The 25,294-nt window shown below is 54.5% G+C and carries 32 protein-coding genes; 18 read left to right on the top strand and 14 right to left on the bottom strand.

All coding sequences use genetic code 11. From position 1 onward, the window contains the following. Window positions 1–92: 92 nt before the first annotated feature. The 5 genes from FTO68_RS00760 to FTO68_RS00740 all read right to left on the bottom strand — a co-directional run bounded on the left by FTO68_RS00760 (window position 93) and on the right by FTO68_RS00740 (window position 4,292). Window positions 93–635, bottom strand: coding sequence for a KH domain-containing protein (locus FTO68_RS00760; RefSeq protein ID WP_255331441.1), 543 nt, complete (start codon window positions 633–635; stop codon window positions 93–95). A 19-nt stretch (window positions 636–654) separates the two neighbouring features. Then, complete coding sequence (locus tag FTO68_RS00755; protein ID WP_255331440.1) at window positions 655–1,461, bottom strand: serine protein kinase RIO; 807 nt, start codon at window positions 1,459–1,461, stop codon at window positions 655–657. 7 nt (window positions 1,462–1,468) lie between these two features. After that, entirely contained in the window at window positions 1,469–2,425 is a 957-nt protein-coding gene (locus FTO68_RS00750; protein WP_255331439.1) for a tyrosine--tRNA ligase, read from the bottom strand. Window positions 2,426–2,583: 158 nt separating this feature from the next. Further along, window positions 2,584–3,606 carry a type II glyceraldehyde-3-phosphate dehydrogenase gene (locus FTO68_RS00745; RefSeq protein WP_255331438.1) on the bottom strand — a complete coding sequence of 341 codons (1,023 nt, stop codon included), beginning with the start codon at window positions 3,604–3,606 and terminating at the stop codon, window positions 2,584–2,586. Between the two features lie 74 nt (window positions 3,607–3,680). Then, window positions 3,681–4,292: a hypothetical protein gene (locus FTO68_RS00740; protein WP_255331437.1), complete on the bottom strand. Its 612-nt coding sequence runs from the start codon at window positions 4,290–4,292 to the stop codon at window positions 3,681–3,683. Between the two features lie 100 nt (window positions 4,293–4,392). Between FTO68_RS00740 and FTO68_RS00735 the strand changes: the two genes are divergently transcribed. Beyond that, window positions 4,393–4,956, top strand: a complete 564-nt coding sequence (locus tag FTO68_RS00735) for a cysteine hydrolase family protein (RefSeq protein ID WP_255331436.1) — start codon at window positions 4,393–4,395, stop codon at window positions 4,954–4,956. Between the two features lie 123 nt (window positions 4,957–5,079). Further along, the gene (locus FTO68_RS00730; RefSeq protein WP_255331435.1) at window positions 5,080–6,276 is read left to right on the top strand and encodes a M24 family metallopeptidase; all 1,197 of its coding nucleotides are present in this window, start codon (window positions 5,080–5,082) and stop codon (window positions 6,274–6,276) included. 10 nt (window positions 6,277–6,286) lie between these two features. Here FTO68_RS00730 and FTO68_RS00725 read toward each other — a convergent pair whose 3' ends face one another. Beyond that, window positions 6,287–7,951, bottom strand: a complete 1,665-nt coding sequence (locus FTO68_RS00725) for a cache domain-containing protein (protein ID WP_255331434.1) — start codon at window positions 7,949–7,951, stop codon at window positions 6,287–6,289. A gap of 118 nt (window positions 7,952–8,069) precedes the next feature. Between FTO68_RS00725 and FTO68_RS00720 the strand changes: the two genes are divergently transcribed. Beyond that, on the top strand, window positions 8,070–8,327 hold the full coding sequence (locus tag FTO68_RS00720) for a hypothetical protein (protein ID WP_255331433.1): 258 nt from the start codon (window positions 8,070–8,072) through the stop codon (window positions 8,325–8,327). Between the two features lie 116 nt (window positions 8,328–8,443). Here the strand turns inward: FTO68_RS00720 and FTO68_RS00715 are convergent, their stop codons facing one another. The 3 genes from FTO68_RS00715 to FTO68_RS00705 form a co-directional block, all read right to left on the bottom strand. Further along, complete coding sequence (locus tag FTO68_RS00715; protein ID WP_255331432.1) at window positions 8,444–9,160, bottom strand: DNA alkylation repair protein; 717 nt, start codon at window positions 9,158–9,160, stop codon at window positions 8,444–8,446. A 64-nt stretch (window positions 9,161–9,224) separates the two neighbouring features. After that, complete coding sequence (locus FTO68_RS00710) at window positions 9,225–10,598, bottom strand: MATE family efflux transporter (protein WP_255331431.1); 1,374 nt, start codon at window positions 10,596–10,598, stop codon at window positions 9,225–9,227. 42 nt (window positions 10,599–10,640) lie between these two features. Continuing rightward, window positions 10,641–10,889 (bottom strand): hypothetical protein, encoded by a 249-nt coding sequence (locus FTO68_RS00705; RefSeq protein WP_255331430.1) that lies wholly within the window; start codon window positions 10,887–10,889, stop codon window positions 10,641–10,643. A gap of 114 nt (window positions 10,890–11,003) precedes the next feature. Between FTO68_RS00705 and FTO68_RS00700 the strand changes: the two genes are divergently transcribed. Both FTO68_RS00700 and truA read left to right on the top strand, forming a co-directional pair. After that, window positions 11,004–11,681 (top strand): CehA/McbA family metallohydrolase, encoded by a 678-nt coding sequence (locus FTO68_RS00700; RefSeq protein WP_255331429.1) that lies wholly within the window; start codon window positions 11,004–11,006, stop codon window positions 11,679–11,681. Next, window positions 11,639–12,520, top strand: coding sequence for a tRNA pseudouridine(38-40) synthase TruA (truA, locus tag FTO68_RS00695; protein WP_255331428.1), 882 nt, complete (start codon window positions 11,639–11,641; stop codon window positions 12,518–12,520). The genes FTO68_RS00700 and truA overlap by 43 nt, the downstream gene beginning before the upstream one ends. Here truA and FTO68_RS00690 read toward each other — a convergent pair. From FTO68_RS00690 to FTO68_RS00680, 3 genes are all read right to left on the bottom strand, one after another. Next, window positions 12,452–13,078 carry a hypothetical protein gene (locus FTO68_RS00690; RefSeq protein ID WP_255331427.1) on the bottom strand — a complete coding sequence of 209 codons (627 nt, stop codon included), beginning with the start codon at window positions 13,076–13,078 and terminating at the stop codon, window positions 12,452–12,454. The genes truA and FTO68_RS00690 overlap by 69 nt on opposite strands. Window positions 13,079–13,140: 62 nt before the next feature. Then, on the bottom strand, window positions 13,141–13,698 hold the full coding sequence (locus tag FTO68_RS00685) for a DUF2953 domain-containing protein (RefSeq protein WP_255331426.1): 558 nt from the start codon (window positions 13,696–13,698) through the stop codon (window positions 13,141–13,143). Then, window positions 13,699–14,058 carry a spore germination protein GerW family protein gene (locus FTO68_RS00680; protein WP_255331425.1) on the bottom strand — a complete coding sequence of 120 codons (360 nt, stop codon included), beginning with the start codon at window positions 14,056–14,058 and terminating at the stop codon, window positions 13,699–13,701. 159 nt (window positions 14,059–14,217) lie between these two features. Here FTO68_RS00680 and FTO68_RS00675 point away from each other — a divergent pair, with 159 nt between their 5' ends. Genes FTO68_RS00675 through trpA form a run of 7 tightly spaced genes read left to right on the top strand, consistent with a single transcriptional unit; the run spans window position 14,218 to window position 20,269 of the window. Further along, window positions 14,218–15,429, top strand: a complete 1,212-nt coding sequence (locus FTO68_RS00675) for an anthranilate synthase component I family protein (RefSeq protein WP_255331424.1) — start codon at window positions 14,218–14,220, stop codon at window positions 15,427–15,429. Continuing rightward, window positions 15,426–16,001, top strand: coding sequence for an anthranilate synthase component II (locus FTO68_RS00670; protein WP_255331423.1), 576 nt, complete (start codon window positions 15,426–15,428; stop codon window positions 15,999–16,001). The genes FTO68_RS00675 and FTO68_RS00670 overlap by 4 nt, the downstream gene beginning before the upstream one ends. After that, window positions 15,998–17,011 (top strand): anthranilate phosphoribosyltransferase, encoded by a 1,014-nt coding sequence (gene trpD, locus FTO68_RS00665; RefSeq protein WP_255331422.1) that lies wholly within the window; start codon window positions 15,998–16,000, stop codon window positions 17,009–17,011. The genes FTO68_RS00670 and trpD overlap by 4 nt, the downstream gene beginning before the upstream one ends. Continuing rightward, window positions 17,012–17,755, top strand: a complete 744-nt coding sequence (locus FTO68_RS00660; RefSeq protein WP_255331421.1) for an indole-3-glycerol-phosphate synthase — start codon at window positions 17,012–17,014, stop codon at window positions 17,753–17,755. Next, window positions 17,746–18,318, top strand: coding sequence for a phosphoribosylanthranilate isomerase (locus FTO68_RS00655; protein ID WP_255331420.1), 573 nt, complete (start codon window positions 17,746–17,748; stop codon window positions 18,316–18,318). Before FTO68_RS00660 ends, FTO68_RS00655 begins: the two co-directional genes overlap by 10 nt. Further along, entirely contained in the window at window positions 18,315–19,469 is a 1,155-nt protein-coding gene (gene trpB / locus FTO68_RS00650; RefSeq protein ID WP_255331419.1) for a tryptophan synthase subunit beta, read from the top strand. Before FTO68_RS00655 ends, trpB begins: the two co-directional genes overlap by 4 nt. After that, window positions 19,466–20,269: a tryptophan synthase subunit alpha gene (gene trpA, locus FTO68_RS00645; protein ID WP_255331418.1), complete on the top strand. Its 804-nt coding sequence runs from the start codon at window positions 19,466–19,468 to the stop codon at window positions 20,267–20,269. The genes trpB and trpA overlap by 4 nt, the downstream gene beginning before the upstream one ends. Here the strand turns inward: trpA and FTO68_RS00640 are convergent. Together FTO68_RS00640 and rimI are read right to left on the bottom strand one after the other, a co-directional pair. Further along, on the bottom strand, window positions 20,220–20,735 hold the full coding sequence (locus FTO68_RS00640; protein WP_255331417.1) for a helix-turn-helix domain-containing protein: 516 nt from the start codon (window positions 20,733–20,735) through the stop codon (window positions 20,220–20,222). The genes trpA and FTO68_RS00640 overlap by 50 nt on opposite strands. Window positions 20,736–20,784: 49 nt before the next feature. Beyond that, entirely contained in the window at window positions 20,785–21,231 is a 447-nt protein-coding gene (gene rimI / locus FTO68_RS00635; RefSeq protein ID WP_255331416.1) for a ribosomal protein S18-alanine N-acetyltransferase, read from the bottom strand. A 12-nt stretch (window positions 21,232–21,243) separates the two neighbouring features. Between rimI and FTO68_RS00630 the strand changes: the two genes are divergently transcribed. The 6 genes from FTO68_RS00630 to FTO68_RS00605 all read left to right on the top strand — a co-directional run bounded on the left by FTO68_RS00630 (window position 21,244) and on the right by FTO68_RS00605 (window position 25,294). After that, on the top strand, window positions 21,244–22,569 hold the full coding sequence (locus FTO68_RS00630; RefSeq protein WP_255331415.1) for a DUF1015 domain-containing protein: 1,326 nt from the start codon (window positions 21,244–21,246) through the stop codon (window positions 22,567–22,569). 69 nt (window positions 22,570–22,638) lie between these two features. After that, entirely contained in the window at window positions 22,639–23,034 is a 396-nt protein-coding gene (locus FTO68_RS00625; RefSeq protein WP_255331414.1) for a hypothetical protein, read from the top strand. Further along, on the top strand, window positions 23,031–24,017 hold the full coding sequence (locus FTO68_RS00620) for a hypothetical protein (RefSeq protein WP_255331413.1): 987 nt from the start codon (window positions 23,031–23,033) through the stop codon (window positions 24,015–24,017). Before FTO68_RS00625 ends, FTO68_RS00620 begins: the two co-directional genes overlap by 4 nt. Then, the gene (locus tag FTO68_RS00615) at window positions 24,011–24,535 is read left to right on the top strand and encodes a DUF7288 family protein (protein ID WP_255331412.1); all 525 of its coding nucleotides are present in this window, start codon (window positions 24,011–24,013) and stop codon (window positions 24,533–24,535) included. Before FTO68_RS00620 ends, FTO68_RS00615 begins: the two co-directional genes overlap by 7 nt. Then, on the top strand, window positions 24,523–24,882 hold the full coding sequence (locus FTO68_RS00610) for a hypothetical protein (protein WP_255331411.1): 360 nt from the start codon (window positions 24,523–24,525) through the stop codon (window positions 24,880–24,882). The genes FTO68_RS00615 and FTO68_RS00610 overlap by 13 nt, the downstream gene beginning before the upstream one ends. After that, window positions 24,860–25,294 (top strand): hypothetical protein, encoded by a 435-nt coding sequence (locus FTO68_RS00605; RefSeq protein ID WP_255331410.1) that lies wholly within the window; start codon window positions 24,860–24,862, stop codon window positions 25,292–25,294. Before FTO68_RS00610 ends, FTO68_RS00605 begins: the two co-directional genes overlap by 23 nt.

Raw genomic sequence — 25,294 nt, 5'->3', positions numbered from 1 at the left:
ATATAAACTGGAATAACACATTATTTTTCATTATCAGCCCGGGATTGTCAGCTATCTGATATGGTGATAGTACTACCGGTTATGTATTCTGATCAGTAATAGTAACTGATCAGATCTTCTTTCGCCTCTTTCTTCCTACGGTCAAGGAATGCGAAGACATTGGCATGATCGGATCCCTCGACAAGCATCTCGATCCCTTTGCGTGCGGTCTGGACAGGCTCAGGGAGACCGATGATCCCGACGGTCTTTCCATAGATCGAGATATAGGTCTGGGTCATATTTTCAATCTGTCCACGGGCCTTTCCGTCACGGCCGATGATCCGTCCCCGGATCCGGTTCATCTTCTGGGGTGTATCGGCAACATTTGAGAGATCGATGATATCAAGGAGGATATCCTCATCCTCAAAGAGCCTGAAGGCACGTTCCGGAGAAAATCCGCGCCCAAGAGCCCGGATAACCTCGGTTGCCCTGAGGACTCCGAGAGCATCCTCTCCCTCGATTGTGACGAGTCCTTCATTGCTGTCGATTGTGATCGCAACCTCGGCCTTCTCTTCGATTGCCTTGCGGGTTGCACCGCCTTTTCCAATAATGACCCCGATCCGATCGGATGCCACTTTCAGTTCCTGCATTGTCATAGCTGGTTCTCTGTTGTGATTATGGTGTGAAGAAGTCTTCACCGACGATCCCCTTGAGGATATCGTGTTCATCGAGTATGGTGCATCGGTTCCCAAAATACCTGTTGATGTTTTTGATGTCCCTGAAGAGGAACCGGTGGGCAGAGGGGTGATCCGGTGTCACTGCCTGGCCCATATCGATCAGCCAGAGCCGATCACCACCGCTTAGGATATTGTATTCTGAGAGGTCCCCGTGGATTAGCCGTGCCTTCTGGTAGAGACGGGTGATCAGATCAAGGATCTCCTCGTATGCTCTCTCTGGATCTGCCGGGGGATCAAGCCTGAGCTGGGGATAGGGGATCCCGCCTTCACCGAGGAACTCCATGATCAGGATATTCCGATCAAAGGCAATCGGGAGAGGAACTGGCAGTCCGGCTTCGGTTGCGCGGGAGAGGTTCGAATACTCCTTTTTTGTCCAGGCAAAGATGATATCCTTCTTCGTCTTCCTTATATTGGAAAACCGCGGATCACCGAGGATATAGTCGCCCATTGCATTGAAGTTCCCGGTCCGTATACGGTATATCTTGATGACACAGTCTTTACCCTCCCCGCATCCGGCAGAGAAGACATTCGCCTCTTTTCCGGTAGATAGAGATCCCCCGACAGCGGTGATCACCTTTTTATTTGCGAGTTTGTATAGTGCATGGAGGGTGACTTCATCAAAGACCTCGTCGAGGACCTTCCGCTGGTCAGCATCACGGATCCTAATCCCAAGCCGGGAGAGCTCACGATCGAGCGCCTCTATCCGGTCATCGGTCTTCTTTGTCTCTTCTCCCCGTCTCCCCATACTGTGCCTATCCCCGCTTGCAGCTCATGATGAACTCGTATGCGGGAGCGAGCACTTCGACGAGCCCTTCCGCACAGGCATTCTTCAGATCCATCGCGTGAACCTCTCCTGCCGCATAGGCAGCTTCGAGTGAGGCAAATGAATCAAACTCACGGTTACCGCCATATTTTTCGGGCCGCCTGATCTCCACTTTTCCGAGCCGTGGGAAGATATGATGGCAAAAGATCTCGATGATCGGGTTTTCCGCTGTCTCAGGGGGGCAGAAGGCCTTTTTGATCTTCTTTCTGATCTCATCTTCGGAATCTGCAACAGAGACGACGTTCCCTGCTGATGAGGACATCTTCTTGCCGTCAAGCCCCTGCACGATAGGGGTATGGACACAGACAGGTGGTTTAATTCCGATGGCACCCAGGTGTTCGCGGGCGAGCATATGGATCTTGCGTTGATCGATCCCACCGACCGCTGCATCGACATTCAGTGCGGCGATATCGACCATCTGCATGATCGGGTATACCATCTGCGACACTGTCGGGCTCTCCATGGTCCGTCCCACCTCATCCATGCTCCGCTTTGCCCGGTTCAGTGTCACCTGCTGTGAGAGCTCGAGCACATTGAGCTCGTACTCGGGGTTCAGCTGGAGATCGGTTCCGATCACAAACTCAGCACCCTTCAGGCCGACCGCCTCAATGCATGCCCGGTTATATTCGGCGAGCTCCCTGACCTCTTCCAGTGTGCCTTTCCGGTTGAGGAAGGCATGGAGATCTGCTAAGAGGACGATCACATGGAACCCCGCCTCTTTCATATCAATCAGCTTATTGATGGTAACGAGGTGGCCGAGATGGATCTCCCCTGATGGCTCGTATCCGGCATAGACCCGTTTTACCGGCTGACCCAGGGTACTCCGAAGCTCCTCTTCCGTGACGATTTCAACGGTATTCCGTGCCACGAGATCATATGGATCCATAGCATACTATTGTCTTTCAGAGGTGTTTAAGATGGTGGGAAGAAAGGAGCGCAACCAGAACCTCCGCTCACGTCTCATATGCAATCATGCAATCCTTTCCTGCTCATGTTCGAAGTAAAAAGGACGATGGGTGGCTATTTCCCTGGCACCCTTCTGACTCACCGGATAGGCGAGAATCCCAGAGAGTGGTTTGTCAGTGCGATAGACTCTTCCGGAATAGTAATCGTTCCCATCATCGCCCGGATACAGTCGATCGTCTCAACAACAACATCCGCCTCCTGGTGGATCGCCTGGAAGAGGCAGAGATCGTCTTCGTCCACTGAGATCGATCCCTCAAAGACTCCGTTCTCCCAGAGATCCGATCTCGGCCGCCCAAGATCCATCACATACTCCTTTAGTTCAGCCGTCGAAGTGATCCCGGTTGCTTTCCTGACAAGACCTATCCGTGGATTTTTGCTGATGAGTTCGATGATCCGCTCCCTTGTCCCCGGCTGTTTCAGATCCATCTGTACAACATGCATATGCATCATCGTGGTGGGGACGATGAGGGCAGTGGTAGTGATTTTGATCTCAGGAAGTACAGACTGGACATCGGGGCCATGGTGAGAGGGGATCGTGACGGGATTTAAGACGATCGCGTCGATTGGGCCACGCTTGATATCGCCGGGATCGCCGCCGCGGCGTATCATCGTTGCCCGCACCTTTCTGACGCCGTACTCGCTGTCCACGAGTTTGATGATCCGGCAGAGTCCCGTTGTATTGCAGGAGACGACGCGGGCATAGTCTCTCCCGATTGCGTCTGAATAGTTACATGAAGAGGAGAATGAGAAGCCTGCCACGTCGTGATCCTCACCACCCTGCCATATCGCCTTTACTCCCGCCTTCTCATAGAGTGCGCGGTTCTTTGCCCCGATGCCGCCGGGTGTCGCATCGACGACGATATCGCAGGCGGCGAGCATATCCCCGACTGATCCGGCGACCGGAATACCTGCTTTATCAAATTCCTCCTTCTTCGAGAGATCCGCTATATACAGGGGAAAATTCCGTGCCTTTGCAATGTATGCCTCGGCTGACGGCTTTGTCTTCGATACCCCGACGATTGTCATATCCGGCTGGCAGGTTACTGCATCGGCAACACGCTTGCCGATTGTACCATACCCGTTGATCGCAACCCTGATCATATTCATCCATACTGGTTCTGAAAATATTAAAGTACCACATATTGGATTTTGGGATCTATCAGGACGAGGGGCAATTATGCTCTATGCACGCATTCGTTGAAGAATTCATCGGAGACGAGCTCGCAGCCGCCGCCGCTATCTACCATTAGCAGGGCGTCAAAGGAGATCCAGGCTTTTATCCTGTGTACCGGATTTGTCTTGCAGAACCCTTCTGATCTGAAGAGGAATGGAATTCCTTCAGGCGTCCTGCAATGAATCACATCTGCTTTTAATGGATAGAATGCGATCCCATCCTGCTCGAGGCACGGGATATCGCCGTACGTGAGTCCGTCGATATCGACGATTGTTGCCCCATTAAATAATGTTATCATGTCCTTTCTGATCACCGTGTCAATCTGGTCGATTGCTGCCTCAGAATCCGGGCTGTACCTGCTCCCCCGAATCAACAGGGCAATCCCACCCTCCCCGAGGTCACTCCCATCCTCGATGCAGAAACCGCCGCAATCAAAGGAGATCGGGAGTGCATGGATAGTTCTCATACGTAGGCTTGAAAACCAGAGGCGGACACCCCGTGTGGTGGTGCAGTCATACTCATAGGCAAAATCGATCACCTGTGTTCCATGGAATGTCTCTTTGATCTCGTCTATGATATCCTGGTTCTCCTCGTTTACAGCCTCCCCCGTCATCACAGATCCATCACTGGTATTCTCTCTAACCCTCCACCACATCAAGATGCCGGAGTTGATCCAAAAGCCTAATCTAAAATCCTTCACAAGATCAGGCATCATGAAGAAGACTGCGCTTATCATCATCGATATGCAGAACGATTTCGTGGGGGATCCCGCCATTCTTCGTGTTGCAGGGGCGGATGCGATTATTTCTCCCATCCGGTCCATCCTGAACCATTTCCGGAATAAAAAGCTTCCGGTGATCCATATCCTCCGAATTCACCGGCCCGAAGGATCCGATGTCGAGTTTTTCAGGAGAGAGATCTTTGCGAAAACCCCGTTTGCAGTTGCCGGGACAAAAGGAGCAGAGGTGATCGATGAAATTGCCCCGGTTCCCGGCGAGCATATCCTCTCAAAGACGCGGATGAGTGGTTTCCTCGGCACCGATCTGGATCTCCTCCTCAGATCCCTTGATGTCGGAAGGCTCGTTGTCGTCGGGATACAGACACCAAACTGCATCAGGACTACAGTTTTTGATGCGATGGCGTATGGGTACGATACGGTCATCGTTTCAGATGCCGTCGCGGCGGCAACACCGGAGATTCATGAGGCAAATCTCCGGGATATGGCGGCGATCGGGGTTTCGATATTCAGCACCCACGAATGCCTCAGGATGATCTGATTTCACCATCTTCTACAAATACCTCTCTTTTTCCACCTTTACCGCCATAAAAGAGGATTCAGCGGGAGATCCAAATCACATCCGGCGTGAGACTGAAGTAGTCGCCCCACAAACAGTACCTCCATGCAGGCGAAGGTTCCGGTATCAGAAGAGAGAGACCGCCTAACCCGTTTCCGTCGGCGGATGGAGAGAGATTTTCCGGATTGGGAGATGGCTGCAATCTTTGGAAGGATCAACCAGTACTACTTCTGCGGCACCATGCAGGACGGCGTCCTCCTCATACCCCGCGATGGCGATCCGATATACTGGGTGAGAAGAAGCTTTGAGAGGGCACGTGATGAATCCCTCTTCCCGGCTATCCGTCCTATGCAGAGTTTCCGGGATGTGGCAAAAGAGATGGGGACGATCCCAAAAATCTGCCATATCGAGGCCGAACTGGTACCCCTCGCCCATATTGAACGATTCAGAAAGCACATTCCCGTCAAGAGCTTTGTTTCTCTCGATCGGCAGATTGCGTATGTCAGGGCAGAGAAGAGCAGGTATGAGATCGATCTCATGAGAAAGTCGGGTGAGATCCACAGGCATGTCCTCGACGATATCGTTCCAGAACTCCTCCGCGAAGGGATGAGTGAGGCAGATCTGGGGTGCGAGCTCCACACGGCGCTTATAAATGAGGGGCATCACGGGATCGTCAGGTTCTCGATGTTTGGCAATGAGATCGTGCTTGGCCAGATTGCATTTGGAGCACATTCAATTGCCCCTACCTCGTTCAACGGACCCGGCGGGGCAGCGGGTCTGTCGGCCGCAGTACCGCTCCTTGGATCGCGTGATCGGAAGCTGAGGAAAGGCGATCTTGTCTTCCTCGATGTCGGGTGCGGGTATGGAGGCTACCATACCGATAAAACAGTTGTTTACCAGTTCGGCGCCCCCCTCCCGGAGAGGGCGGTTGCGGCACACCGGACATGCCTCGCAATCCAGCAGGAGATGGCTGCTCTCCTCCGCCCCGGTGTACTCCCCTCAGATCTCTACAGGAGGGTGATTGCGGATATTCCTGGTGAATACCGAAGGGATTTCATGGGATATGCAGGGCGGCAGGTTCCGTTCCTCGGCCATGGTGTCGGCCTTGAGGTTGATGAATATCCGGTGATAGCAGACGGGTTTGATGAGCCGCTCGTTGTCGGGATGGCAATCGCTCTTGAACCGAAGATCGGGATATCCGGTATCGGGATGGTTGGTGTGGAGAACACCTTCCTGGTCAGGCCCGGCGGCGGCGAGTCGATCACCGGTGTGTCAGAAGGGTTGATAGAGGTGGGGTTTTAGCCCCCTCCTCTCATGCACCTGCGTAGATCCCGGATCCGACGAGCCAGTCAGGACCGGCTGGGACAACATAACAGAGTTTTAAGCTCTCAATGCCGGTTGCAGGGCTTGTATAGGTGACATAGACAAACCCGCCGCCCTCCTTTGCGGTTTCAATCTCCCATTCGATTGCATTGACCCCGTATGTGTCCTTAAAATCAAGCCGCTTTGAACCGATCAATTCAGGCTGGTAGGGGAGGGCAAGGGTGGTGCCATCAAACCCATATGCGAAGATATAGGAGTCGCCGAGCCCGAACTCGCCTTTCTGGTCATTGAATGCCGCAAGAGCGTTCTCTTTCCCATGCTCTGCGGCATAGTCCCTTGCATGGTGGACACGAAGCACCAGTTCATCGCGATCGGCCTCCTGGAATTCTCCCCTGACAGCGGAAAGATAGATCCCTGATCCGACAAACCAGGTATCATCGACAGGGAGCACGTAGGAGAGTTTCAGCTCGTTTTGGAAGTCATGTTCCGGGTTTGGATAGATATAATACACTGCTCCTCCCCCGTTTCCGGCTTTTCTCGCCATCTCGGCAATATAGAGGACCCCGTTTGGATCAGCATTGGCAAGACGGCTCTCCCCAACGAGCCCCGGCTGGAAGGGAAGGGCAAGGCAGGTGCCGTCATCTGCATAGGAGAAGATGTAGAGCTCCCCCCTGACAAAGGATCCACTCTGGTTATTGAACTCTGCAAGCGCCGCCTCCTGTCCGTGTTCACGGGCATATGCAGCAGCTTCTTCAACAAAGCGCTTCATGGCATCGATCTCTTCTTCGGTCCGGGGCGTGATCCGATCTCCGCTTTCACCGATCCTCTCATCGCCCTCGCTCTGTGTGATCACAACCCGCCATTCGGCTCCATGAACTCCGGCAGTTCCCCAGATGGCTGTTTTTGTCACCTGGTGCTGCCAGTTCAAATCCCAGAATGTGTAGGTGGTCTCTCCGCCAGGCTGGGAGACGATTTTCTGGAATGCCTCCTGAAGTCCGGGTTCCTGGTATGCGGGATCAGTGAAAAGGTTCCTCCCGATCTCTTCTGCGGTTGTATCATAAATGACCCGTCCGCCTGTCTCAGCAACCCAGATATCATAGGGTGTTTTGGTAAGGATCGGGTCTATCTGCCGCGAGATCATCTGATCGGGCTGGTAGGTGATGTCGGTATAGCCGAGATACTCTCCATCGGCAGTAAAGATTGGGCTACTCTGCGAGATCCCATAGAACCCCTCGACAAGCCAGAAGACTTCGGAGACGATGCTGGCCTGTTCGGTGTTTGCCCGTTCAACCTCCGGCTGGTATGCCCAATCCAGGCCGGCAAGATCGGCATACTGCTCAGGAACGGCGGCGATGACAATTCCATCAGGTGAGATCACAACCGAGGAGTGGGCATACGCAAAATTTTGGAGCGTTTGCTTCAGGAAGTTCAGCGCTTCCGGATGATCGAGCCCGAGTGCGGCGAGCTGATCTGCATTCTCACCGGTTGCCAGGGAGATACTCACAAGCTCTTCGTTGATCGAGGTGATCGATTCGTCCAGTATCCGGTTCATCTCACGCTGATTGCCGGTATCTTCATCTGATCCTCCAATGCATCCGCAGATGCATACGGCAAGGATGATCACCGGGAGTAGCAGTGCATTCAATTGTCGCATAGAGAAGATATATTTTCATCATCGATAAAAAGGCGATTGATATCCCTCTTCCAATGCGGGAAGGAGGGAAATATTTATGATTTCTATGGTATAACGCTGATATTGCCAAGTGAGAGAGATGTCGCGACGGAACACGCGTTTTTCACGGGATATCCTGTATCAGGAAGAGTATTTCGGTGGCTTTCCCGATGCACCAGAGTACCTGGCCGCAAAGGATCCTGAGAGGTACAATCGAAAACAGAAACGAAATGAGAAGGCGCCGAAGAAAAATCCGATGCGGGGAAGAGGTGATGATCTTCTCGATGCAGATCTTTTTCCCATAAAGAAGAAGATGAGAGGGAAGATGGGTAGTTTTGATTCTGAGAGATTCATCTGAACAATAGGCATTTATTTGTTATCTCCGGGTTCCAGCCTTTCCAAAGCTGCCGGAGGGATATGGTATTTTTACGTTAGGGCTCATTTTTTGAGCCTTTTTATTTAAATGCCCTCTCCTTATCTCCAGTCCTTCTTCATCGCCTCTCTCCGCATCTCCTGCGGCATCAGCTCGATTGCGTACCGAAGAGCCGTCCGGGGCATCATCCTCTTCTTCCTCTGGACATAGGCGAAGACCTCGTCCCGGTGTTTCCTGCTCTCCTCCTTCAAAAGCCACCCGTATCCTTTCTGCACCAGATCCTCGGTATCCTCAAAGAGGATATCTGCGATTCTGAATGCTTCTTCGAGGAACTCTCCTTTCTTTGCAGGGACGATCAACGAGACTGCAGCAGCACGCCTGAGCCATCGGTTCTCAGATTCTGCCCATGAATAGAGCTTTACTATAGATTCCGGATAATTCACCAGGAGATCGCCGATGGTGTGATTGCAGAAGGTGTCGCAGGTTGCCCAGTTTGTGACATACCGCAGAATCCAGCCCTCGAAGATATTCAGATCATCTGCTTCGAACCGGTCGCTGAACCGGGGTAGCCATTCAGAAGCGATGAATGATTCCTCCAGGTAGCCCGAGGCGAACAGCTCTTCGCATAGGGAGAAGACCTCTTCTTTCTCCATCCTCTTCAGAGCGGGAAGATAGGATCTGGCAATCTTTGCCACCTCGGCAGTCTTCATACCGTAGGTAGTAACTTCCTCCTTAAAGAACCGCTTCCCGCTTTCTGCGAGCGCCGGATCTGCTCTCTCCTTCAGGGTGGATCGGATCTCTTCAAGTATGGTATCCATACAAGGAGATCTCTCTTTTTTGGCAATAGAGGTTCCTCTATATGCTTCCCCCTGAACAACCCCTTCATTGGTATCGAATCAGTCCGCTTATGTACCGGTGTGCCCAGAAGAGGGCAAAGAGACCTCCACAGGTATTTCCGGCAACAACACCCCACCAGACTCCTATCTCTCCATAGGAGAGCGATATGCCGAGCAATAAGATGAAGAGCGTGATAAAGACGATGTTTCGGAAGAATTCCAGGATAAGTGCGGAGAGGCCCCTGCCTGTACCCTGGAAGATGGCTGAAGAGAACATGCCTGCCGGCACAAACGGGAAGAACCAGCAGATCGTCCTGAGAAATGCTGTTATCCCGGGTGCCATATGGGCGCTCTCTGCTGAGTAGGTGAAGATGACCGCAAGGTACGGCGCCAGCAGCCAGGTGGCGGCGGTCAGGGTGAGCGAGATCAGAACCCCGTACCGCAGGGCGATCCCATGGACAGAACGGAGTTTCGAATAGTCACGGGCGCCATATGAGGCACCGGCAATTGAGATCATGGCGATGCTGATCCCGATTAGCGGGATGATTGCAAAGAGCACAACCCGCCATCCCGCCGTATAGATTGCCACCGCATCTGTCCCGGTGGTTGTGACGAGAATGGCGTTGATTAAGATCGCCACACCCGACATCATAACGAACTGGAGGCTCCCGGGGATGCCGACTTTGATGATATCCGATGATATCTCACGCCTGGGCCGGATCTCTGATACATTCAGGGTGACATACGTTGAGCGCTCAACAAAGAGCCAGTAGAGGATCAGGGCCGATACGATCACGATGGATATGAGGGTTGCCCAGGCAGCACCCGCAACCCCAAGCCCCATCGGGTAGATCAGGATCGGGTCAAGGATACAGTTGATTAAAGCCGATGCACCCATTGCGTACATTGTCTTCTTTGTTGATCCCTCAGCATTGAAGATCGCATATGAGATGGAGGCGAAGAGCAGGAGCGGTGTTCCAGTAAAGACGATCCTCGCATATTCGGCGGTGAGCGGGGTTGCATCTCCGGCGCCGAGGAGCAGTGCCATCGGTTCGGCGAAGAAGACCAGAATCGGAGTGATCGCAGCTGAGATGATAAGGATAAGGCCGATCCCCTGCATCGCCGCCTGGTCGGCCCCCTTCCGGTCACCTGATCCGATCCTTCGGGATATGGCGGAGCTTACACCCGCTCCAAGCCCGTTCCCCAGCCCGACCAGGATAAGAAAGAGCGGTGTCACGAACCCGACAGCAGCAAGCGCATCTCCTCCAAGACCGGCAACCCAGATAGCATCGACAAGGTTATAGATGGACTGGAGGAGCATCGCGATGATCACCGGGATTGAGAGTGCAATTATCGCCTTCTTTGGATCGCCGGTTAAGATGGAGACTCCTCTGTGAGATGGCTGGTCTGTGGGGTTCATAGTATCATGGAATTATAAATTTTGTCTTTAACTGTATTGATCTCAGGACAGATAATCTCTCCGAAAACAGAACCCTGCATATCCTATTGTCTCTTGCAAATGTTCCCTGCTAACTTCCAGGAAACAATTTAGAGCTGCATAAAGCACCTTTATTGGATAGTCCACCTCAAAGGGGTTTAAAATCCTTGCGATCCAAAAAGCCTCCTTTATCGCCTTTGTACCTGGATCTCGGTTGACCCTCCCGATACCGATGATCCTTCCTGCTACCCCTGGATGCTGTATGCCGGGCAATATCATCATGCGGATCCAAAAAGGGATCTATCCGCGCAGGAGAAAGGTATAGCCTCGTATGCATCATCCAAATAGATGGGTTTCTTTATCTTGGCAGGAGAATATTGATTATCAATGACGCTCCGGTGTGACCTGCATATTCATACCAGCTATTCTCGTGACGGTGAGAGCCGGGTCGAGGATATCATCAGAAGAGCTGAGGAGATTGGACTGGATGCGATTGCGATCACCGATCATGATACCGTCACAGGAGCGAGATATGCGCTTGGCCAAAAGACGAAGGTATTAATCATCCCCGGAATCGAGGTCTCGACGAAAGAGGGGCACCTCCTTGTCCTTGGGGTGACCGATCCGATACCGGCGGGCCTTCCTGTCAGGAAGACGATTGCCATTGCAGAGAAGATGGGCGGGGTGACGATCCTGCCCCATCCGTTTCATATGTGGCGGCATGGTGTCGGGCTGAAGCTGAAGGATGCCCTTGAACTCGTCGATGCAGTGGAGGCATTCAATTCCAGGTATATTGTCGGGACCGCGAACCGGAAAGCGGCCCGTCTTGCCAGGAGGTTGGGGAAGCCCTGTATCGGCGGGAGCGATGCCCACCACTGGCGGTATGTCGGATATGGTTCCACCCTGATCGATGCCGAACCGACTGTCGAATCGGTGCTTGAAGCCATCCGTTCCGGAAAGACGATTGCATCCTGCCGGATGACCCCGCTCCGCACCTATACCCGCCAGTCGCTCAGAAGCACATGGAGGCGGTTGCAACGGAGGATACCAAACCTTCGCCGGTAAGAATCGCCCTTTGTATCAGCTATTTCGGGCAGGGATTCTCGGGTTCACAGCAGCAGCCTGATGCAAGGACCGTCGAAGGTGTACTGATTGACGCCTGTATGAGGCTTGGCCTCTTTGAAGATTTCCGCTCTGCGGGATTTGTCTCTGCCGGGAGAACCGATGCAGGTGTTTCGGCACGACGCCAGGTGGTTGCGTTGACAACATCCTATCCTGAACGTGTAGTATCTTCCTTAAACCGGATGCTCCCCTATGACTGCTGGTGTTCTGGCTGGGCAGAGGTTCCTCTGAATTTCAATCCCCGGTACAGTGCGGCCAGCAGGACATACCGGTATCTCTTCCCGGGCGAGGGTCTTGATCTGCATCTGATGGAGGAGGCGGTATCCTGGTTCATCGGCTTCCATGATTTCCGAAGGATTGCACGGGTGGAGGAGGGGAGAAACCCGGTCCGCCATATCCTCTCTGCCCGGATCTTCTCAGAAGATGGCCTGATTGTCTTTGAAGTGAGCGGCGAGAGCTTTCTCTGGAATATGGTTCGGGGTATGGCGACGCTCCTCCTTGCAGCTGGTGCCGGGGTGATTTCGCCGGATCGTATCGGCACCCTCCTCACCGAAGCAGGTCCCCGGATCCCGGCCGCCCCGCCGGATTCGCTCATTCTCTGGGATGTTGACTGCAACATCCTCTTCAATCCACTTGAGCGATCAGATAAGGGTGATCAGAAACTCAGGAATGAAGCAGACCGGCTACGGATCGGAGAAAAATTAGTTGAGTGGTTAGGCGGGGACCGCCGAGATCTCTTTAGGAATAAGGAGATTCACGATAAACTGCGGCACCTGTTTTGATGTCCTTACTGCAAGGAAGAAGTTTGCAGTCTGCGGGTCAGAGAGGCCGCGGTAGGTGAGGTATATCTGGAAGTTCGTATCGATGACGGTGATACCAAGCGTCTTCACAACCGCCCGCCGCTCGGATATCAGCTTATCTTCTCCGACAACCAGTTTCTGGGTCTGCCCGTCAACTGCGATCATCATCTCATCCTGGGTGGAGAGGGCGACCATATCGATCCCGCCGACTGTCACGGTCTTTCCAAGCGGGAACCATACATTGTAGGTGGTAGTATAGGGGTACGACTGCCCCTGCACCGGCGCATACATCGTCACATTCAGCGTCGCAAAGATCGCGATCACGCCGATGAGGAGGATCAGGACGAGCACTCCGATGATCTTCAGCTTACTGCTCTTCTTTTTCTTCTCCTCAGGCTTTTCCATGTACCGAATCTCATGGATCGTCTCCTTCTCATGGGTGGCCTGCGGTGGTGGAGCGGCAGCTGGCTTCTCAACCGGAGCATTCAGGGGGTCCTGGGTCACCTCCGGTTCTTCTATCTTCTTTTCATCATCTGTCATAGTGCATCACACACAATGAAAGGATGCGATCAAAATATATAATGTATATGGGTCGCAGGACGTTATCTCTTGATAAATGGAAGAAGGGCAATTACAAGATGAAAGAGCGATCGTATCCTGATTCGTGCCCTGATATTCGCTGACCATCCGGCCTCTGCAAAATCAGGGATGATATTCAGGTCAAGCCGGGTTGTCCGGAGTGCTCCCCTGAGAGCAGCGATCCAGCCGTAGAGCTTCCCTGTTTCACCGGCATCTCCTGTCCCGATCCTGCCGGAGATCGAAACCGAGTCGATTGAGATCGGCAGCTTCAACAGTGCGGAGAAAGGAAACCCGCTCTCTTTCTCTGCCTTCTTCAGGATCTCACCGTCTTTTTCTTCCTCTTTTTTGCCTGCCTCTCCTGTATCTTCCGGAATACGAAATGAAAAGACCGGTTTTTCAAAAAGCCAAAGCTCAAGGGTGTTTCCCGGGAGGAGGAGGATCGCGATTGGACCGAGTCCTGCTCCGGCAGACCATTCCCTGGAACTGATCGATCCAAGTACCGTGACACAAAACGATACCAGCACAAGGGTGGCCAGCCCACCAACGCATGCAAATACGAGGAGTACGGGGTAGAGTTCCATTCACTCTTTCTTGGATCCCCGGATCGCCTCGATCACCGAGGGGAGAGACTCAGCGGCTGTTGAGATCGCTTGTGCAACCTCCCCTTTCTTTCCGAGTGTGAAGATCTGGATCCCCTCAGGTCCCGGAATATTCTGGTGAATCACCATCACCGCAACCGGGGTGACACCAGCACCGGCGCCTCCACCGGCTCCAAGCCCGTCATCGCTCTTTCCTTCTCCACCTCCAAATCCAAATCCGACTGACGAGATGGTGAAGATCGACCGGTCGCCCGATATGATTGGATTTGAGACAAGTATATCTGAAGAGACCATCGTTCTGAGGTGCTCCAGAATTGCATCAAAGACATTTCTCTCTGACATGGTAGTGAGATACTACCAGGTGATTATTAAGTATGTGTATCCCCCCTCTGAACACATTTATTCAACAATGTATAAATATGTACAAAACACACCATAGAATATGCAAGCAACAGTACACCAGACGGTGATGCCATCGGACTGGCAGCAGCCGCAACCGGATTGTTTCTCCCGATAAGGGAAGCAGATCCGGTTGCGGTCTACCACGCGATTGCCGATGGCCCCGGTTATATTCTTGAATTCCCCGGCCTTCCGGCGATGATCGGAATTGGATCACGGGTGAAAGCACTTGCGGGCGATCCTTTTGATGCCCTGAGGGCAATGGCAGCAGATCCCCCATTCTCCCCGGCGGGATATTGCGGTTATGAGGGGGGAGGAAGGTTTCTCTCTGCCGGTTTTGCACTTCGTGTCGATCCCAACGGAATCACCCTCTTCCCGCGTATTCCGAATGACGAGGCAAAAAGCCGGATACAGGGGATGGCCGAACTCCTCCTCTCACGTGATCTCTCCTATTCTGCACCGCAGACCGGTGATCTTCCGAAAGATCAGAGGACAACAATGGAGCGTTCCCGCTTTACTGATGGCGTTAAGCAGCTCAAGTCCCATATCGTTGATGGCGACTGTTACCAGGCGGTCCTCTCCAGAAAGATACATCTCCCCTTCAAAGGAGATCCCCTCCGGATCTATTCTGCTCTGCGATCCAGGAACCCCTCATGCTATGGATATTTCCTTGATTTTGGTGATGAACAGGTGGTGGGGGAGAGCCCGGAGATGCTTGTTGCGGCGAGCGGGAGTGCCCTCACCACTGTTCCTATCGCTGGTACACGGCCGCGGGGCGGAGATTCGGTTGAGGATGACGCGCTCGCAGCAGATCTGCTTGCCGACAAAAAAGAGCGGTCCGAACACCTGATGCTCGTCGATCTGGCGAGGAACGATATCGGCAGGGTGGCGGCATATGGCACAGTGGCGGTCTCCCGGTATGCTGAGGTGGCGAAGTACCGAAAGGTCCAGCATATTGTATCAATAGTGACAGCAGAGACAGCTCCCGGATATGACGGCTATGATGCGCTCCGCTCCTGTTTTCCCGCAGGCACTGTCACCGGCGCCCCGAAGAAGCGTGCGATGGAGCTGGTTGATGAACTGGAGCGGGAGCCTCGCGGGATCTATGCAGGTGCGGTCGGGTATGCAGGGAGATCCTCACTCTCATTTGCGATCGCCATCAGAACCGTTGTTGTGAGGAACGGTCTTGCAACTGTGCAGGCAGGTGCCGGGATCGTTGCAGGATCCGACCCGGATCGGGAGTTCGATGAGACTGCAATCAAGGCGGAAGCCTGCCTCCGTGCAATCTCGGCAGCCGGGAAGGAATCGGCATGAGAGTGGTGATCGTGGACTGTTTTGACAGTTTCAGCTATAATCTTCTTCAGCTCGTGGGGAGCCTCGGGGGTGATCCGGTGGTGATACCAGCAGACCGCCCGCTTATGGCTGTACAAAAAGAGGAGCCTGACAAAATCATCCTCTCACCGGGACCTGGAAAACCGGGGGATCTGGCGCTCCCGATGGAGGTGCTTGACACCCTTTCGAGGAGAGTGCCGACACTCGGCGTCTGCCTCGGGCACCAGGCGATCTGCTCTTTTGCCGGCGGGCAGATCATCCATGCTCCCCGCCCTGTGCATGGGGAGGTCTCGGAGATCTCCCATGACGGCTGCGGGATCTATACCGGCCTTCAGAATCCGTTTCCGGCTGTCCGGTACCATTCGCTTGTTCTTGACGAACGCACCCTCCCGGACGATCTGCTGATCACCGCATATTCCCTGGATGATCACCTTCCGATGGGTGTCAGGCACCGCCGATTTCCGATCGAAGGGGTGCAGTTCCATCCTGAGAGTTTCCTCACCAGTATGGGGGATCGCCTGATCGCCACATTCCTTGATGGAGGGTTCGCATGATCCAGGAGGTCTGCGTTGCGATGGCGGAGAACGCACCACTGCCGCAGGGAGGCTTTGCCCTGGCATTTGAGGATCTCATATCGGGGTCTGCAACACCTGCCCAGGCAGGAGCGTACCTCTATGCCCTGAGAAACCGCACCCTGACAGGAGCGGATCTCGCCACCTGTGCCTCGATCCTAATCTCTCATGCAAAAACCATTCAGATACCAGGATCGGATCGTGCGATTGATACCTGCGGGACAGGCGGCGATCACGCGATGACGTTTAATATCAGCACGGCCGCCGCATTTGTCGCGGCAGGTGCAGGAATACCTGTCCTGAAGCATGGGAACCGGGCACAGACGAGCAGGTCGGGGTCTGCGGATGTTCTCTCTGCACTTGGTGTCTGTGTAGATGCTTCCGGGGACCAGGTGATCCGATCCTTTGAAGAAGCAAACATTGCCTTCCTCCCGGCCCCGAAGTACCATCCTGCCCTGAAGAAACTGGCAGGTGTCAGATCCGAGCTTGGATTCAGGACGATCTTCAATATCATCGGTCCGCTCTGCAACCCGGCAGGCCCAATCAACCGGATCATAGGTGTCGCTGATCCCGCTCTCCTCAGGCCGATGGCAGAGGCGCTCAGATCACTCGGAGTTCAGCGTGCACTCATCGTCGCGGGTGACCGGATGGATGAGCTCTCCCTCTCCGGCGAGAACCGGATCTGTGAGCTTTGTTCAGGGGAGATCACCGGGTATACGCTGAATGCAGCCGATCTCGGGCTCCCGGAAGCTTCATGCGATCTCCTCCGTGTCAGGAGTCCTGAGGAGAGCGCTCTCTGTGTCAGGCAGGTGCTCGCCGGGAGAGAGGGGCCAGCCCGGGATATCGTCCTCCTGAATGCGGCAGGGGCAATCCTTCCCGGGGGAGGGGCATCGTCCTTCCCGGCGGCCCTCAGAATGGCAGCAGATGCGATCGATTCGGGCCGGGCAGCCGATGCTCTGAGCCTTCTTGCGGAGATTACCGGGGGTATCTGAATGGTTCTTGATGCACTCATCGCCTCATCTCATCGGCGTGCAGCCGCACTGCCTGATACTTTTCCATCCGCGCTGTTTCCTCTCCGGAGCCTGAAGAAAGCCCTCCTTTCCCGGTCACCGGCGATTATTGGGGAGGTGAAGTATGCCTCTCCGGGGGGGCCGACTGGTGCAACCCTGCCGCCGGGACGGCTTGCTGCTGCAATGGCTGCGGGCGGTGCAGTCGCAATCTCGGTCCTAACCGAGCCGACGGTCTTTGCCGGTGATCCCTCTTTCATACGAGAGGTGCGGCGGCATGTGACCCTCCCTATCCTCAGAAAGGATATCCTGGTGCATACGCATCAGATACGGGAGAGTCGGGCGCTTGGTGCGGATGCTGTCCTGTTGATCGCTTCAGTCCTTGGGGATGATCTCCCTGTATTTGTCGACTTCGCGATCGCATGCGGGCTTGAGCCGCTTGTTGAGGTGGTGTCATCTGAAGAGGCGGTACGTGCCCTTGCCACGAGGGCCGATCTGATTGGGATTAATAACCGCGATCTCAGGACACTTGAGATAGATCTTGCCTGTTCTGCCAGGATCGCTCCGGTAATAAGGGCCGCAGGCCGGATACCCGTTGCGATGAGCGGGATCTCAAATCCGGTTGAAGTGCAGCAGGCGATGAAGAGCTGTTGTGGGGTACTCATCGGAACCTCGATTGCATCGGCAGCGGATCCGAGGGAAGCAACGGAGGCGTTTGCATGTACGTGAAGGTCTGTGGGATCACCCGCCCAGCCGATGCGGAGCTTGCAGTATCTGCCGGAGCTGATGCAATCGGCATCCTCCTTTATACCGATTCACCACGCTCTGTTACACCCCGAAGGGCTGAAACAATCCTCAAGTCAATCGAGGGGAGGGTGGAGACGGTCTGCGTCACTACCACCCGGTCACCTGCATACCTCCGGGAGATATGTAGCCTCCGTCCGGATGCGATCCAGACCTATCATCCCATGCATGTGCCTGACCGGTTCATCTCTGTATCAGGCTGGGATGGGATCAGCCCGCCACCCGGTGATGCCGATCGCCTCCTCCTCGATGCTTCGCATGGCAGGGGTCTGTTACTGGATACTGCGGTTGCACAAGCGGCGATTGCAGAAGCAACGGTGCCTGTTGTTATATCCGGAGGGCTTACGCCTTCATCTGTTGTCGGCGTAATCCAGTCGCTCCACCCTGCAGGGGTCGATGTCTCAAGCGGTGTCGAATCCTCTCCCGGTGTGAAGGATATGCACCGGATGCAGGCGTTTGTCGCTGCCTGCCGGGGGTCTTCACGATGAGGTTTGGAGAGTACGGGGGAAGATATGCCCCCGAGATACTGATTGCACCCCTCCAGGAGCTAGCAGAATCGTATGCATCATTCAGGGAGGATTCCGGGGCACAGTCTGAGCTTGAAACGCTCCTCACCAGCTATGCCGGAAGAGAGACGCCGCTCTATCGATGCAGGAACCTTGGGAGGGAGACCGGGGTTAGAATCTGCCTGAAACGGGAAGATCTCCTCCATGGCGGCGCCCATAAGATAAACAACACCCTTGGCCAGGCGCTCCTTGCAAAACGCTCTGGAAAAGTCCGGCTGATCGCAGAGACAGGAGCCGGCCAGCACGGGGTGGCAACCGCAATGGCAGGGGCTGTCCTGGGACTTTCGGTCGAAGTCTTCATGGGTGCTGTCGATATCGGGCGGCAGGCATTGAATGTTGCGCGGATGGAGCTTCTTGGCGCCACCGTCACCCCCGTGTCCAGTGGTTCAGCAACACTCTCCGATGCGGTCGATTGCGCGCTCCGGAACTGGGCTGCCACCGCAGAGAACTCCCATTACCTGATTGGGTCCTGTGTCGGCCCTGATCCGTTTCCGGGACTGGTGCGTGATTTCCAGTCTGTCATCGGCAGGGAGCTGTATCATCAGTCGCTTGCACTGGAAGGGAGGCTCCCCGATGCGGTTGTTGCCTGTGTAGGAGGAGGATCGAACGCAATCGGGACCTTTGTCCCGCTTCTTGATACCCCGGTCAGGCTGATCGGGGCAGAAGCCGGTGGCCGGGGTCTCAGTCCCGGCGATCATGGGGCTTCCCTCTCCTGTGGCACACCGGGGGTGCTTCATGGGGCATTCACGCAGGTACTCCAGGATGCAGAAGGAATGATCTCCCCGACGCACAGCATCTCAGCAGGGCTTGATTATCCAGGTGTTGGTCCCGAACATGCCAATCTCCGCGATATCGGGCGGGCGGAATATGTGTGCGTCTCTGATGCAGAGGCGGTCTCTGCTTTCCGGCTCCTCTCAAAGAAAGAGGGGATCATACCGGCGCTTGAGTCTGCCCATGCGGTTGCAGCGGCACTCCGGCTCGCAGAAGATATGGATCGCGGGAGCATGATTGTGGTCACCCTCTCAGGGCGCGGGGACAAGGATCTCGGCACTATCCTTGGAGGCGGGGCATGACCCGGATCAAAGAGGTGTTCAGAGAGAAGAGCAGTCCACTCCTGATCGCCTGCACGGTCGCCGGGGATCCGACCCCGGATGCCTCGCTTCAGGTAATCAGGTCGATGATAGAATCCGGTGCTGATATGATCGAGCTGATCGTCCCAAACACAAACCCGGTCGCAGACGGCCCCGTGATCTCCCGTGCTCATGAACGGGCTATCCGGGGCGGTATTGGTATTTCGGGGGTCTTCTCCCTAATCTCTGCAATCCGGAGGGAGAGCCAAATACCGATCTGCCTGATGACGTATGCCAATCCTTTAATCGTCCGCGGCGTATCAGCGTTCATCGCTAATGCCGCTTCAGCGGGTGCAGACGGGATACTGGTTGTTGATATGCCGCCTGAGGAAGGAGAGCTGCTTCTCTCCCAGCAGATGATCGATCCGATCTTCATCATCGCCACGACAACGCCGCCTGACCGGAGAGAGATGATCGGCAAAATCGGTCGGGGCTTCCTCTATATCGTCTCAGCTCCGGGCGTTACCGGAAAGAGGGAGCATCTTCCGGATGATCTGAAGCAGAGGGTAATAGAAGTGAAGAAGAGCACCACTTTGCCGGTTGCAGTCGGATTTGGTATCGGATCAGCACAAACCGCGTTTGAGGCGGCGGCTGCCGGTGCTGATGCTGTGATCGCCGGATCGGTGATCTCAGGTGCGATCGAGAGACACCCGGACAATCCTGATCCGTATGTGCGAGAAGCAATCAGATCGATTAGATCCGGAATTGACCGCCACCGATTCTCTCGATCCGCCGGGCGATAATATTTGCTGCATCGATGACGGTGTCCGGATGCGGTTTTAAGATTGCAACCGGGATATCGACGATCTTCTCGATGATTGAGGCTATTATCGGGGCGCAGATGATGCCTGATGCTCCCTCTTTCTTCGCTTCGACCGCCGCCATCATGCATTCGTCGATCGAGTTAGCAGGATACCCCTTCAGCATGACCTGTGATCCGCCGATTGAAACCTTGGCTCCTTCGATCTCGTCGAGGAGGAACTTTGCGGCGACGACGGCGATGAATGTTCCTTCATGCGGCTCAAGCGTGGAAACGATCCTCCTGACCGTCGAGAGCCTCGGATCGCGCTCGCCTGATGCGATCTTATAGAGTGTTGCGGCGGGAATGCCGGTCTTCTGCGAGAGCTCGCGGATCGTCATATCCCTCCTCTTCAGCTCCTCGTCAAGCGCCTCGGCAAAGTCAGTCTCAAAGATCCGGCGTGAAAACATTGCGAGTAGGATCTCTTATCGGGAGGTAATAAGGCTCTCCTCAAAGTGTTTATGAGGAGAACCATCTCATCATGACGAGTCCGTCCTCGCCGTCCTTGTAATAGCTGTCATAGACGAAAACCTCCTGGTATCCGAGTTTTTTGTAGAAGGTGATTGCGGTGTGGTTTGAGATCCTCACTTCAAGCTCGATTGCGGATGCACCCTTCTGCCGGAGATCATATTCGATCCAGCTGATGAGCTCACGCCCGACACCCCTCTGCCGGTACTCATCTGCAACAGCGAGGGTGCAGATGTGACCGTAGATCACATCCCCGGTATCCTCGATGCCACCGCCGGAGAACCCGACGATCCTGCCGGCAGCCGTTGCCACAAAAAACGAGGAGAGATAAAGGTTCATTGCATCGCGCATCCCTGCCTCTCCCCATGGGTCGGTGAATGCCTTCTCTTCAAGAGCAATGATCTCCGGGATATCGCCAGGGTTTGCTTTCCTGATCATAAAGGTGATCCCATGCCCCGGATTGAAACCAGCCGTCACCATCTTTCAATAGACTATAGCACCTACAACTACGTGGAGTTTTCCATGGTTTCCATCTATCCTTTCAGAGCCCTCCATCCGTCAAAGGAGGAATCAGCCTACGTTCCGTCCGTTCCCTACGATGTTGTCGACAGGGATGAAGCGGCGGCATGTATCTCAGAAAACAGAAAGAGTTTTCTCAGGGTAATCCGATCTGATGCAGAACTCCCCGATCTCGATCCATATGATGATGCGATCTATGCCCGTGCCCGCGCGGTCTTCGATCAGATGCGGGCAGAAGGTCTCTTCGTTCAGGATGCGGGTGAGAGCTATTCGGTGTACCGGGTTGAGTATGAGGGACGCGTCTTCACCGGACTTGTTGCCTGTATCGGGGTCTCCGAATACCAGACGAAGGTCGTAAAACGGCATGAGCTGACACGGTACGACAAGGAGGAGGATCGGACACGGCATATCGATGCTGTTGGCGCACATACGGGCCAGGTCTTCCTGCTGTACAAGGATATGCAGGGGATCCATGATCATCTCGCCTCGCTTGCAACAGGGGAGATGGTTGCAGAGATGAAGACGAAATCTGGTGCAGTGCACCGGATCTATCCAATCACCGATCCGGATGCGATCCGAAAAATTACCGGGCTCTTTGCAGAGGTTCCCGCGCTCTACATTGCTGATGGACACCACCGTGCTAAGAGCGCCGTTAATGTCTATGAACGCAGGAGCGAACGAGGGGATGCTAACCTTGAAGCCAGCCGGTTCATGGGCGTCCTCTTTGCCCACGATTCCGTCCTGATTCATGGGTATTCCCGTCTGGTCCGTGACCTGAACGGGATGGCGCAGGATGAGTTTCTTTCTGCACTCGGTGAGATCTTTACCATCCGCGAACTAAATGATGTGAATACAAAAGCCTCATCCATCACCCCGGATGTACCGGGGAAGGGTCAGCATCTCTTCCACCTCTATATCGGTGGACGGTTCTATGAGCTGACCCGCACGATTGATCCCGCTGCCGATGCGATCTCCCGGCTTGATGTCTCCCTTCTCCAGGAGAGGGTCTTCTCACCACTTCTTGGGATCACCGATCCGAGAGGGGATGAGCGGCTCGCTTTCATGGGAGGGGCACTCCCGATTACAGACCTGATTGCCGGAGTTGATCGTGGCGATTATGCGTTTGCGATTCTGATGCAGCCGACAGACGTGGATGAAATCTGCGATATTGCAGATAATGACGGGATTATGCCCCCGAAATCAACATGGTTTGAGCCAAAGCTCCTCTCCGGGCTTGTTGTTCACTCAATCGACTGAAGCTGTTGTGAGAATTTCCCAATCTATTTTTCCCAAAAGCTCTTACCGTTGGAGAGAGATGAATCTCCTGTGCTCCGACTGTATCTGATTATCCTCATATCACTGATGCTCCTTGGCTCCGGCTGTGTCATGGCTCCCGGAGATCCGGCCCGGATTGTCTTAACTGATGTAGATCGTCCGGAGTACGAGATGATGAGGATAAGCTTCGATGATGCCGTGCGTCTTGCAGAGGAGCCGATATACCTGATCATCGGCCGTGATATGGTGCCCGATCAGATGGCCTCTTCCTGGATAATCCTCTCGGCAGATCCAAATGGCGGGTATGTCTTCTTCTTCATCACCGCAGACGGGGTGCGTTCTTCGAGATGGGAAGGAACAGTCCCCGGCTCCCCGATTAATCCGGAAGAGTTTCCATTCCCGGATAGTCCGGCAGCTGTTGTGATCTTTCCGGAGGAAGCCGGATGAAGGATAATGCGGTGGTGACGTTTGATTTTATGATCGGCTTTACTATCTTCATCATCTCGTTCATCCTGGTTGCTGCGATGATCCCCCATACGCTCTTCTCGGTGCAGTCAAGCCGGATCGATTTCGATGCGGTCGCTTACAGGACCGGGGTTATCCTCACAGAAGATCCCGGGATGCCAGCATCGCCTGTATTCCCGGTATGGGAACAGGTCTCTGATCCGGGCGATGTGATTCGGATCGGGCTTGCGGTTGAGCAGGGAAGTGCCAATATCCTTTCCAAAGGGAAGGTAGACCGGTTCTTTGAGGGGGGGTTCTTCACCTATCCTGATGATCACCGCCGGGCGCTCCTCTTTGGGGATTACCCCTATTCATGCAATGTTACTCTGACGATGATGGATGATCATTCCATCCGGTCGGTCGGTCCGCCTCCTCCGGATCTCTATGGGACCGTCCGGAGGGTGGTGGTGGTGAAGGAGCCGTCGTATTTGATTGTGGATGGTTTGGTACACTCAGAGTTTCTTGTTGTCGAAAACGAAACCCCAAATCAGCGCTTCTCTGTTGAGGTAACCATGGATCAGCTCCTTGACCGGTCAGTTGATCCGGTATTTTCGATTGATCCGAGGACCGATTTGCTCCAGATCGAGATCAGGAACTTTGGTGAGTACCTCAATGTATCGGCCCCTCATGCAACTCTTGTTCAGATCATCATATCCCGTGCGGGTGTCCCGATCACCTACTCTGCCTATTCTCTCTGGCTGGATGGCGAACCGGCAACCCTCCCGGGAGAGCTCACCGACTCGCTCTTCTTCACACTCTCCCCGGTCCCCGAACCGCCGTGGAGGAGTACTGATGCAATAGGGATCACCTTCGTCTTCGATGACGATCCCCCGGCATCCCTGATGACCGGTACTCATCTCTATGATTACCAGAATGCCACCTTACCTGATCCGGATAAGGCAATCCTCGAGGTGGCGGTATGGTAGGAGATGGGGCTTCTCTCTATACCATCGAAGGGCTTGCAGCCGGGCTCCTGATGATCGCAACCGCGGCAATTGTCCTCCAGTCGATATCCGTCTATACGCCCGGGGATACGCATATTGATGATATGCTCCTCGAACAGCTCGGCGCTGATGCACTGGCGGTGCTGGATCTTCCGGTTGAGCCGGATGGGAGGACGCAGCTTGAGGTGCTGCTCCATAATGGGGATGACGGTTCTGCATTTCACGAGGCATTCTACCCGCTTCTCAGGATGCGATCCTTTGCCCCCGACGATCCCGTGCAGTATGCGGCATCCATCTCGTTCCGTGATGGTGACGAGGGAGTGGTTGTAGTGCCATACACGAGTGCTGCATCCCATACCGGTGCGGCCCCCTATACAGGGAGGGATCCTGCGATCCGGGTGAGCAGGTGGGTGCATCTCCAGGCGTGGCATGGTCTGCCCCCCCCGATCCCAAACAGGGATCAGATGGCACTTCTGGAGGTGATCCTATGGCGGGGATGAACGATAATGGCCAGTGGATTGTGCTGATGGGTTTTTTAATCAGCATCGCCCTTCTCTTTCTGATGGTGATCATCAACCAGGCGACGCTTGTCGGGCAGACAACGGCAGAAGGGGTGCTCGAGTTTCCAAAATATGAGATCCGGGATCTCAGGACCGAGGTGATCCGGTCTTTCAGGGAAGATACGCTGAATTCAGCTCTCTACCAGGATATAAGGGTGCTCTCCCTGAAACGAAACCATGCGATTGTCAGTCTCGGGAGCAGCCCTATGGAAGGGCTGGATGCGACGATGGTGACGATACGATTCAATAACGGAGTGACGGTATATGAAGAGACCCTCCTCGTCTGATGCGGTTTCAAACCTGATCGGCTACATCATCATCACCGGTGTCCTGATGGTACTCCTGGTGACGGTGATGATCTCTGCAAATGATGCCCTGATGGTGAAACCGGCAGAGCGGTTCACGTACCACAATTATGTTGATATCGGGAACGGGATGTCGGTTCGGATCGTCGATATCTACACGCTCGCCCCGGTGAACGGCTCAATTGTCTCCGATATCGATATCCCATATGATGTCCTTGGGGAAGGGTATATCATCACGGTCCGGCGATCCGGGGTTGACCAGGAGATCCTGGTGGTAGGTGATCGGACCGAGACTGTCATCTCTCTTGCCGGGATCGGGGCGACACGGGCGGTGAGGGGAACGACGACAGGCGGCGGAGTGAACCGGGTTATCTATGATTCGGGAGGTGTCTGA

Source organism: Methanocalculus taiwanensis (assembly GCF_024372745.1).
Taxonomy (GTDB): domain Archaea; phylum Halobacteriota; class Methanomicrobia; order Methanomicrobiales; family Methanocorpusculaceae; genus Methanocalculus; species Methanocalculus taiwanensis.
Note: the sequence above shows the minus strand (reverse complement) of the source record. Positions and strands in the feature narration are given on the sequence as shown.

What these genes read in the sequence shown, in the direction of transcription:
- FTO68_RS00760 (WP_255331441.1), bottom strand. Translation starts at nt 635, where the DNA reads ATGACAATGCAGGAACTGAAAGTGGCATCCGATCGGATCGGGGTCATT.
- FTO68_RS00755 (WP_255331440.1), bottom strand. Translation starts at nt 1,461, where the DNA reads ATGGGGAGACGGGGAGAAGAGACAAAGAAGACCGATGACCGGATAGAG.
- FTO68_RS00750 (WP_255331439.1), bottom strand. Translation starts at nt 2,425, where the DNA reads ATGGATCCATATGATCTCGTGGCACGGAATACCGTTGAAATCGTCACG.
- FTO68_RS00745 (WP_255331438.1), bottom strand. Translation starts at nt 3,606, where the DNA reads ATGATCAGGGTTGCGATCAACGGGTATGGTACAATCGGCAAGCGTGTT.
- FTO68_RS00740 (WP_255331437.1), bottom strand. Translation starts at nt 4,292, where the DNA reads ATGACGGGGGAGGCTGTAAACGAGGAGAACCAGGATATCATAGACGAG.
- FTO68_RS00735 (WP_255331436.1), top strand. Translation starts at nt 4,393, where the DNA reads ATGAAGAAGACTGCGCTTATCATCATCGATATGCAGAACGATTTCGTG.
- FTO68_RS00730 (WP_255331435.1), top strand. Translation starts at nt 5,080, where the DNA reads ATGCAGGCGAAGGTTCCGGTATCAGAAGAGAGAGACCGCCTAACCCGT.
- FTO68_RS00725 (WP_255331434.1), bottom strand. Translation starts at nt 7,951, where the DNA reads ATGCGACAATTGAATGCACTGCTACTCCCGGTGATCATCCTTGCCGTA.
- FTO68_RS00720 (WP_255331433.1), top strand. Translation starts at nt 8,070, where the DNA reads ATGTCGCGACGGAACACGCGTTTTTCACGGGATATCCTGTATCAGGAA.
- FTO68_RS00715 (WP_255331432.1), bottom strand. Translation starts at nt 9,160, where the DNA reads ATGGATACCATACTTGAAGAGATCCGATCCACCCTGAAGGAGAGAGCA.
- FTO68_RS00710 (WP_255331431.1), bottom strand. Translation starts at nt 10,598, where the DNA reads ATGAACCCCACAGACCAGCCATCTCACAGAGGAGTCTCCATCTTAACC.
- FTO68_RS00700 (WP_255331429.1), top strand. Translation starts at nt 11,004, where the DNA reads ATGACGCTCCGGTGTGACCTGCATATTCATACCAGCTATTCTCGTGAC.
- truA (WP_255331428.1), top strand. Translation starts at nt 11,639, where the DNA reads ATGGAGGCGGTTGCAACGGAGGATACCAAACCTTCGCCGGTAAGAATC.
- FTO68_RS00690 (WP_255331427.1), bottom strand. Translation starts at nt 13,078, where the DNA reads ATGACAGATGATGAAAAGAAGATAGAAGAACCGGAGGTGACCCAGGAC.
- FTO68_RS00685 (WP_255331426.1), bottom strand. Translation starts at nt 13,698, where the DNA reads ATGGAACTCTACCCCGTACTCCTCGTATTTGCATGCGTTGGTGGGCTG.
- FTO68_RS00680 (WP_255331425.1), bottom strand. Translation starts at nt 14,058, where the DNA reads ATGTCAGAGAGAAATGTCTTTGATGCAATTCTGGAGCACCTCAGAACG.
- FTO68_RS00670 (WP_255331423.1), top strand. Translation starts at nt 15,426, where the DNA reads ATGAGAGTGGTGATCGTGGACTGTTTTGACAGTTTCAGCTATAATCTT.
- trpD (WP_255331422.1), top strand. Translation starts at nt 15,998, where the DNA reads ATGATCCAGGAGGTCTGCGTTGCGATGGCGGAGAACGCACCACTGCCG.
- FTO68_RS00660 (WP_255331421.1), top strand. Translation starts at nt 17,012, where the DNA reads ATGGTTCTTGATGCACTCATCGCCTCATCTCATCGGCGTGCAGCCGCA.
- FTO68_RS00655 (WP_255331420.1), top strand. Translation starts at nt 17,746, where the DNA reads ATGTACGTGAAGGTCTGTGGGATCACCCGCCCAGCCGATGCGGAGCTT.
- trpB (WP_255331419.1), top strand. Translation starts at nt 18,315, where the DNA reads ATGAGGTTTGGAGAGTACGGGGGAAGATATGCCCCCGAGATACTGATT.
- trpA (WP_255331418.1), top strand. Translation starts at nt 19,466, where the DNA reads ATGACCCGGATCAAAGAGGTGTTCAGAGAGAAGAGCAGTCCACTCCTG.
- FTO68_RS00640 (WP_255331417.1), bottom strand. Translation starts at nt 20,735, where the DNA reads ATGTTTTCACGCCGGATCTTTGAGACTGACTTTGCCGAGGCGCTTGAC.
- rimI (WP_255331416.1), bottom strand. Translation starts at nt 21,231, where the DNA reads ATGATCAGGAAAGCAAACCCTGGCGATATCCCGGAGATCATTGCTCTT.
- FTO68_RS00630 (WP_255331415.1), top strand. Translation starts at nt 21,244, where the DNA reads ATGCCCCGGATTGAAACCAGCCGTCACCATCTTTCAATAGACTATAGC.
- FTO68_RS00620 (WP_255331413.1), top strand. Translation starts at nt 23,031, where the DNA reads ATGAAGGATAATGCGGTGGTGACGTTTGATTTTATGATCGGCTTTACT.
- FTO68_RS00615 (WP_255331412.1), top strand. Translation starts at nt 24,011, where the DNA reads ATGGTAGGAGATGGGGCTTCTCTCTATACCATCGAAGGGCTTGCAGCC.
- FTO68_RS00610 (WP_255331411.1), top strand. Translation starts at nt 24,523, where the DNA reads ATGGCGGGGATGAACGATAATGGCCAGTGGATTGTGCTGATGGGTTTT.
- FTO68_RS00605 (WP_255331410.1), top strand. Translation starts at nt 24,860, where the DNA reads ATGAAGAGACCCTCCTCGTCTGATGCGGTTTCAAACCTGATCGGCTAC.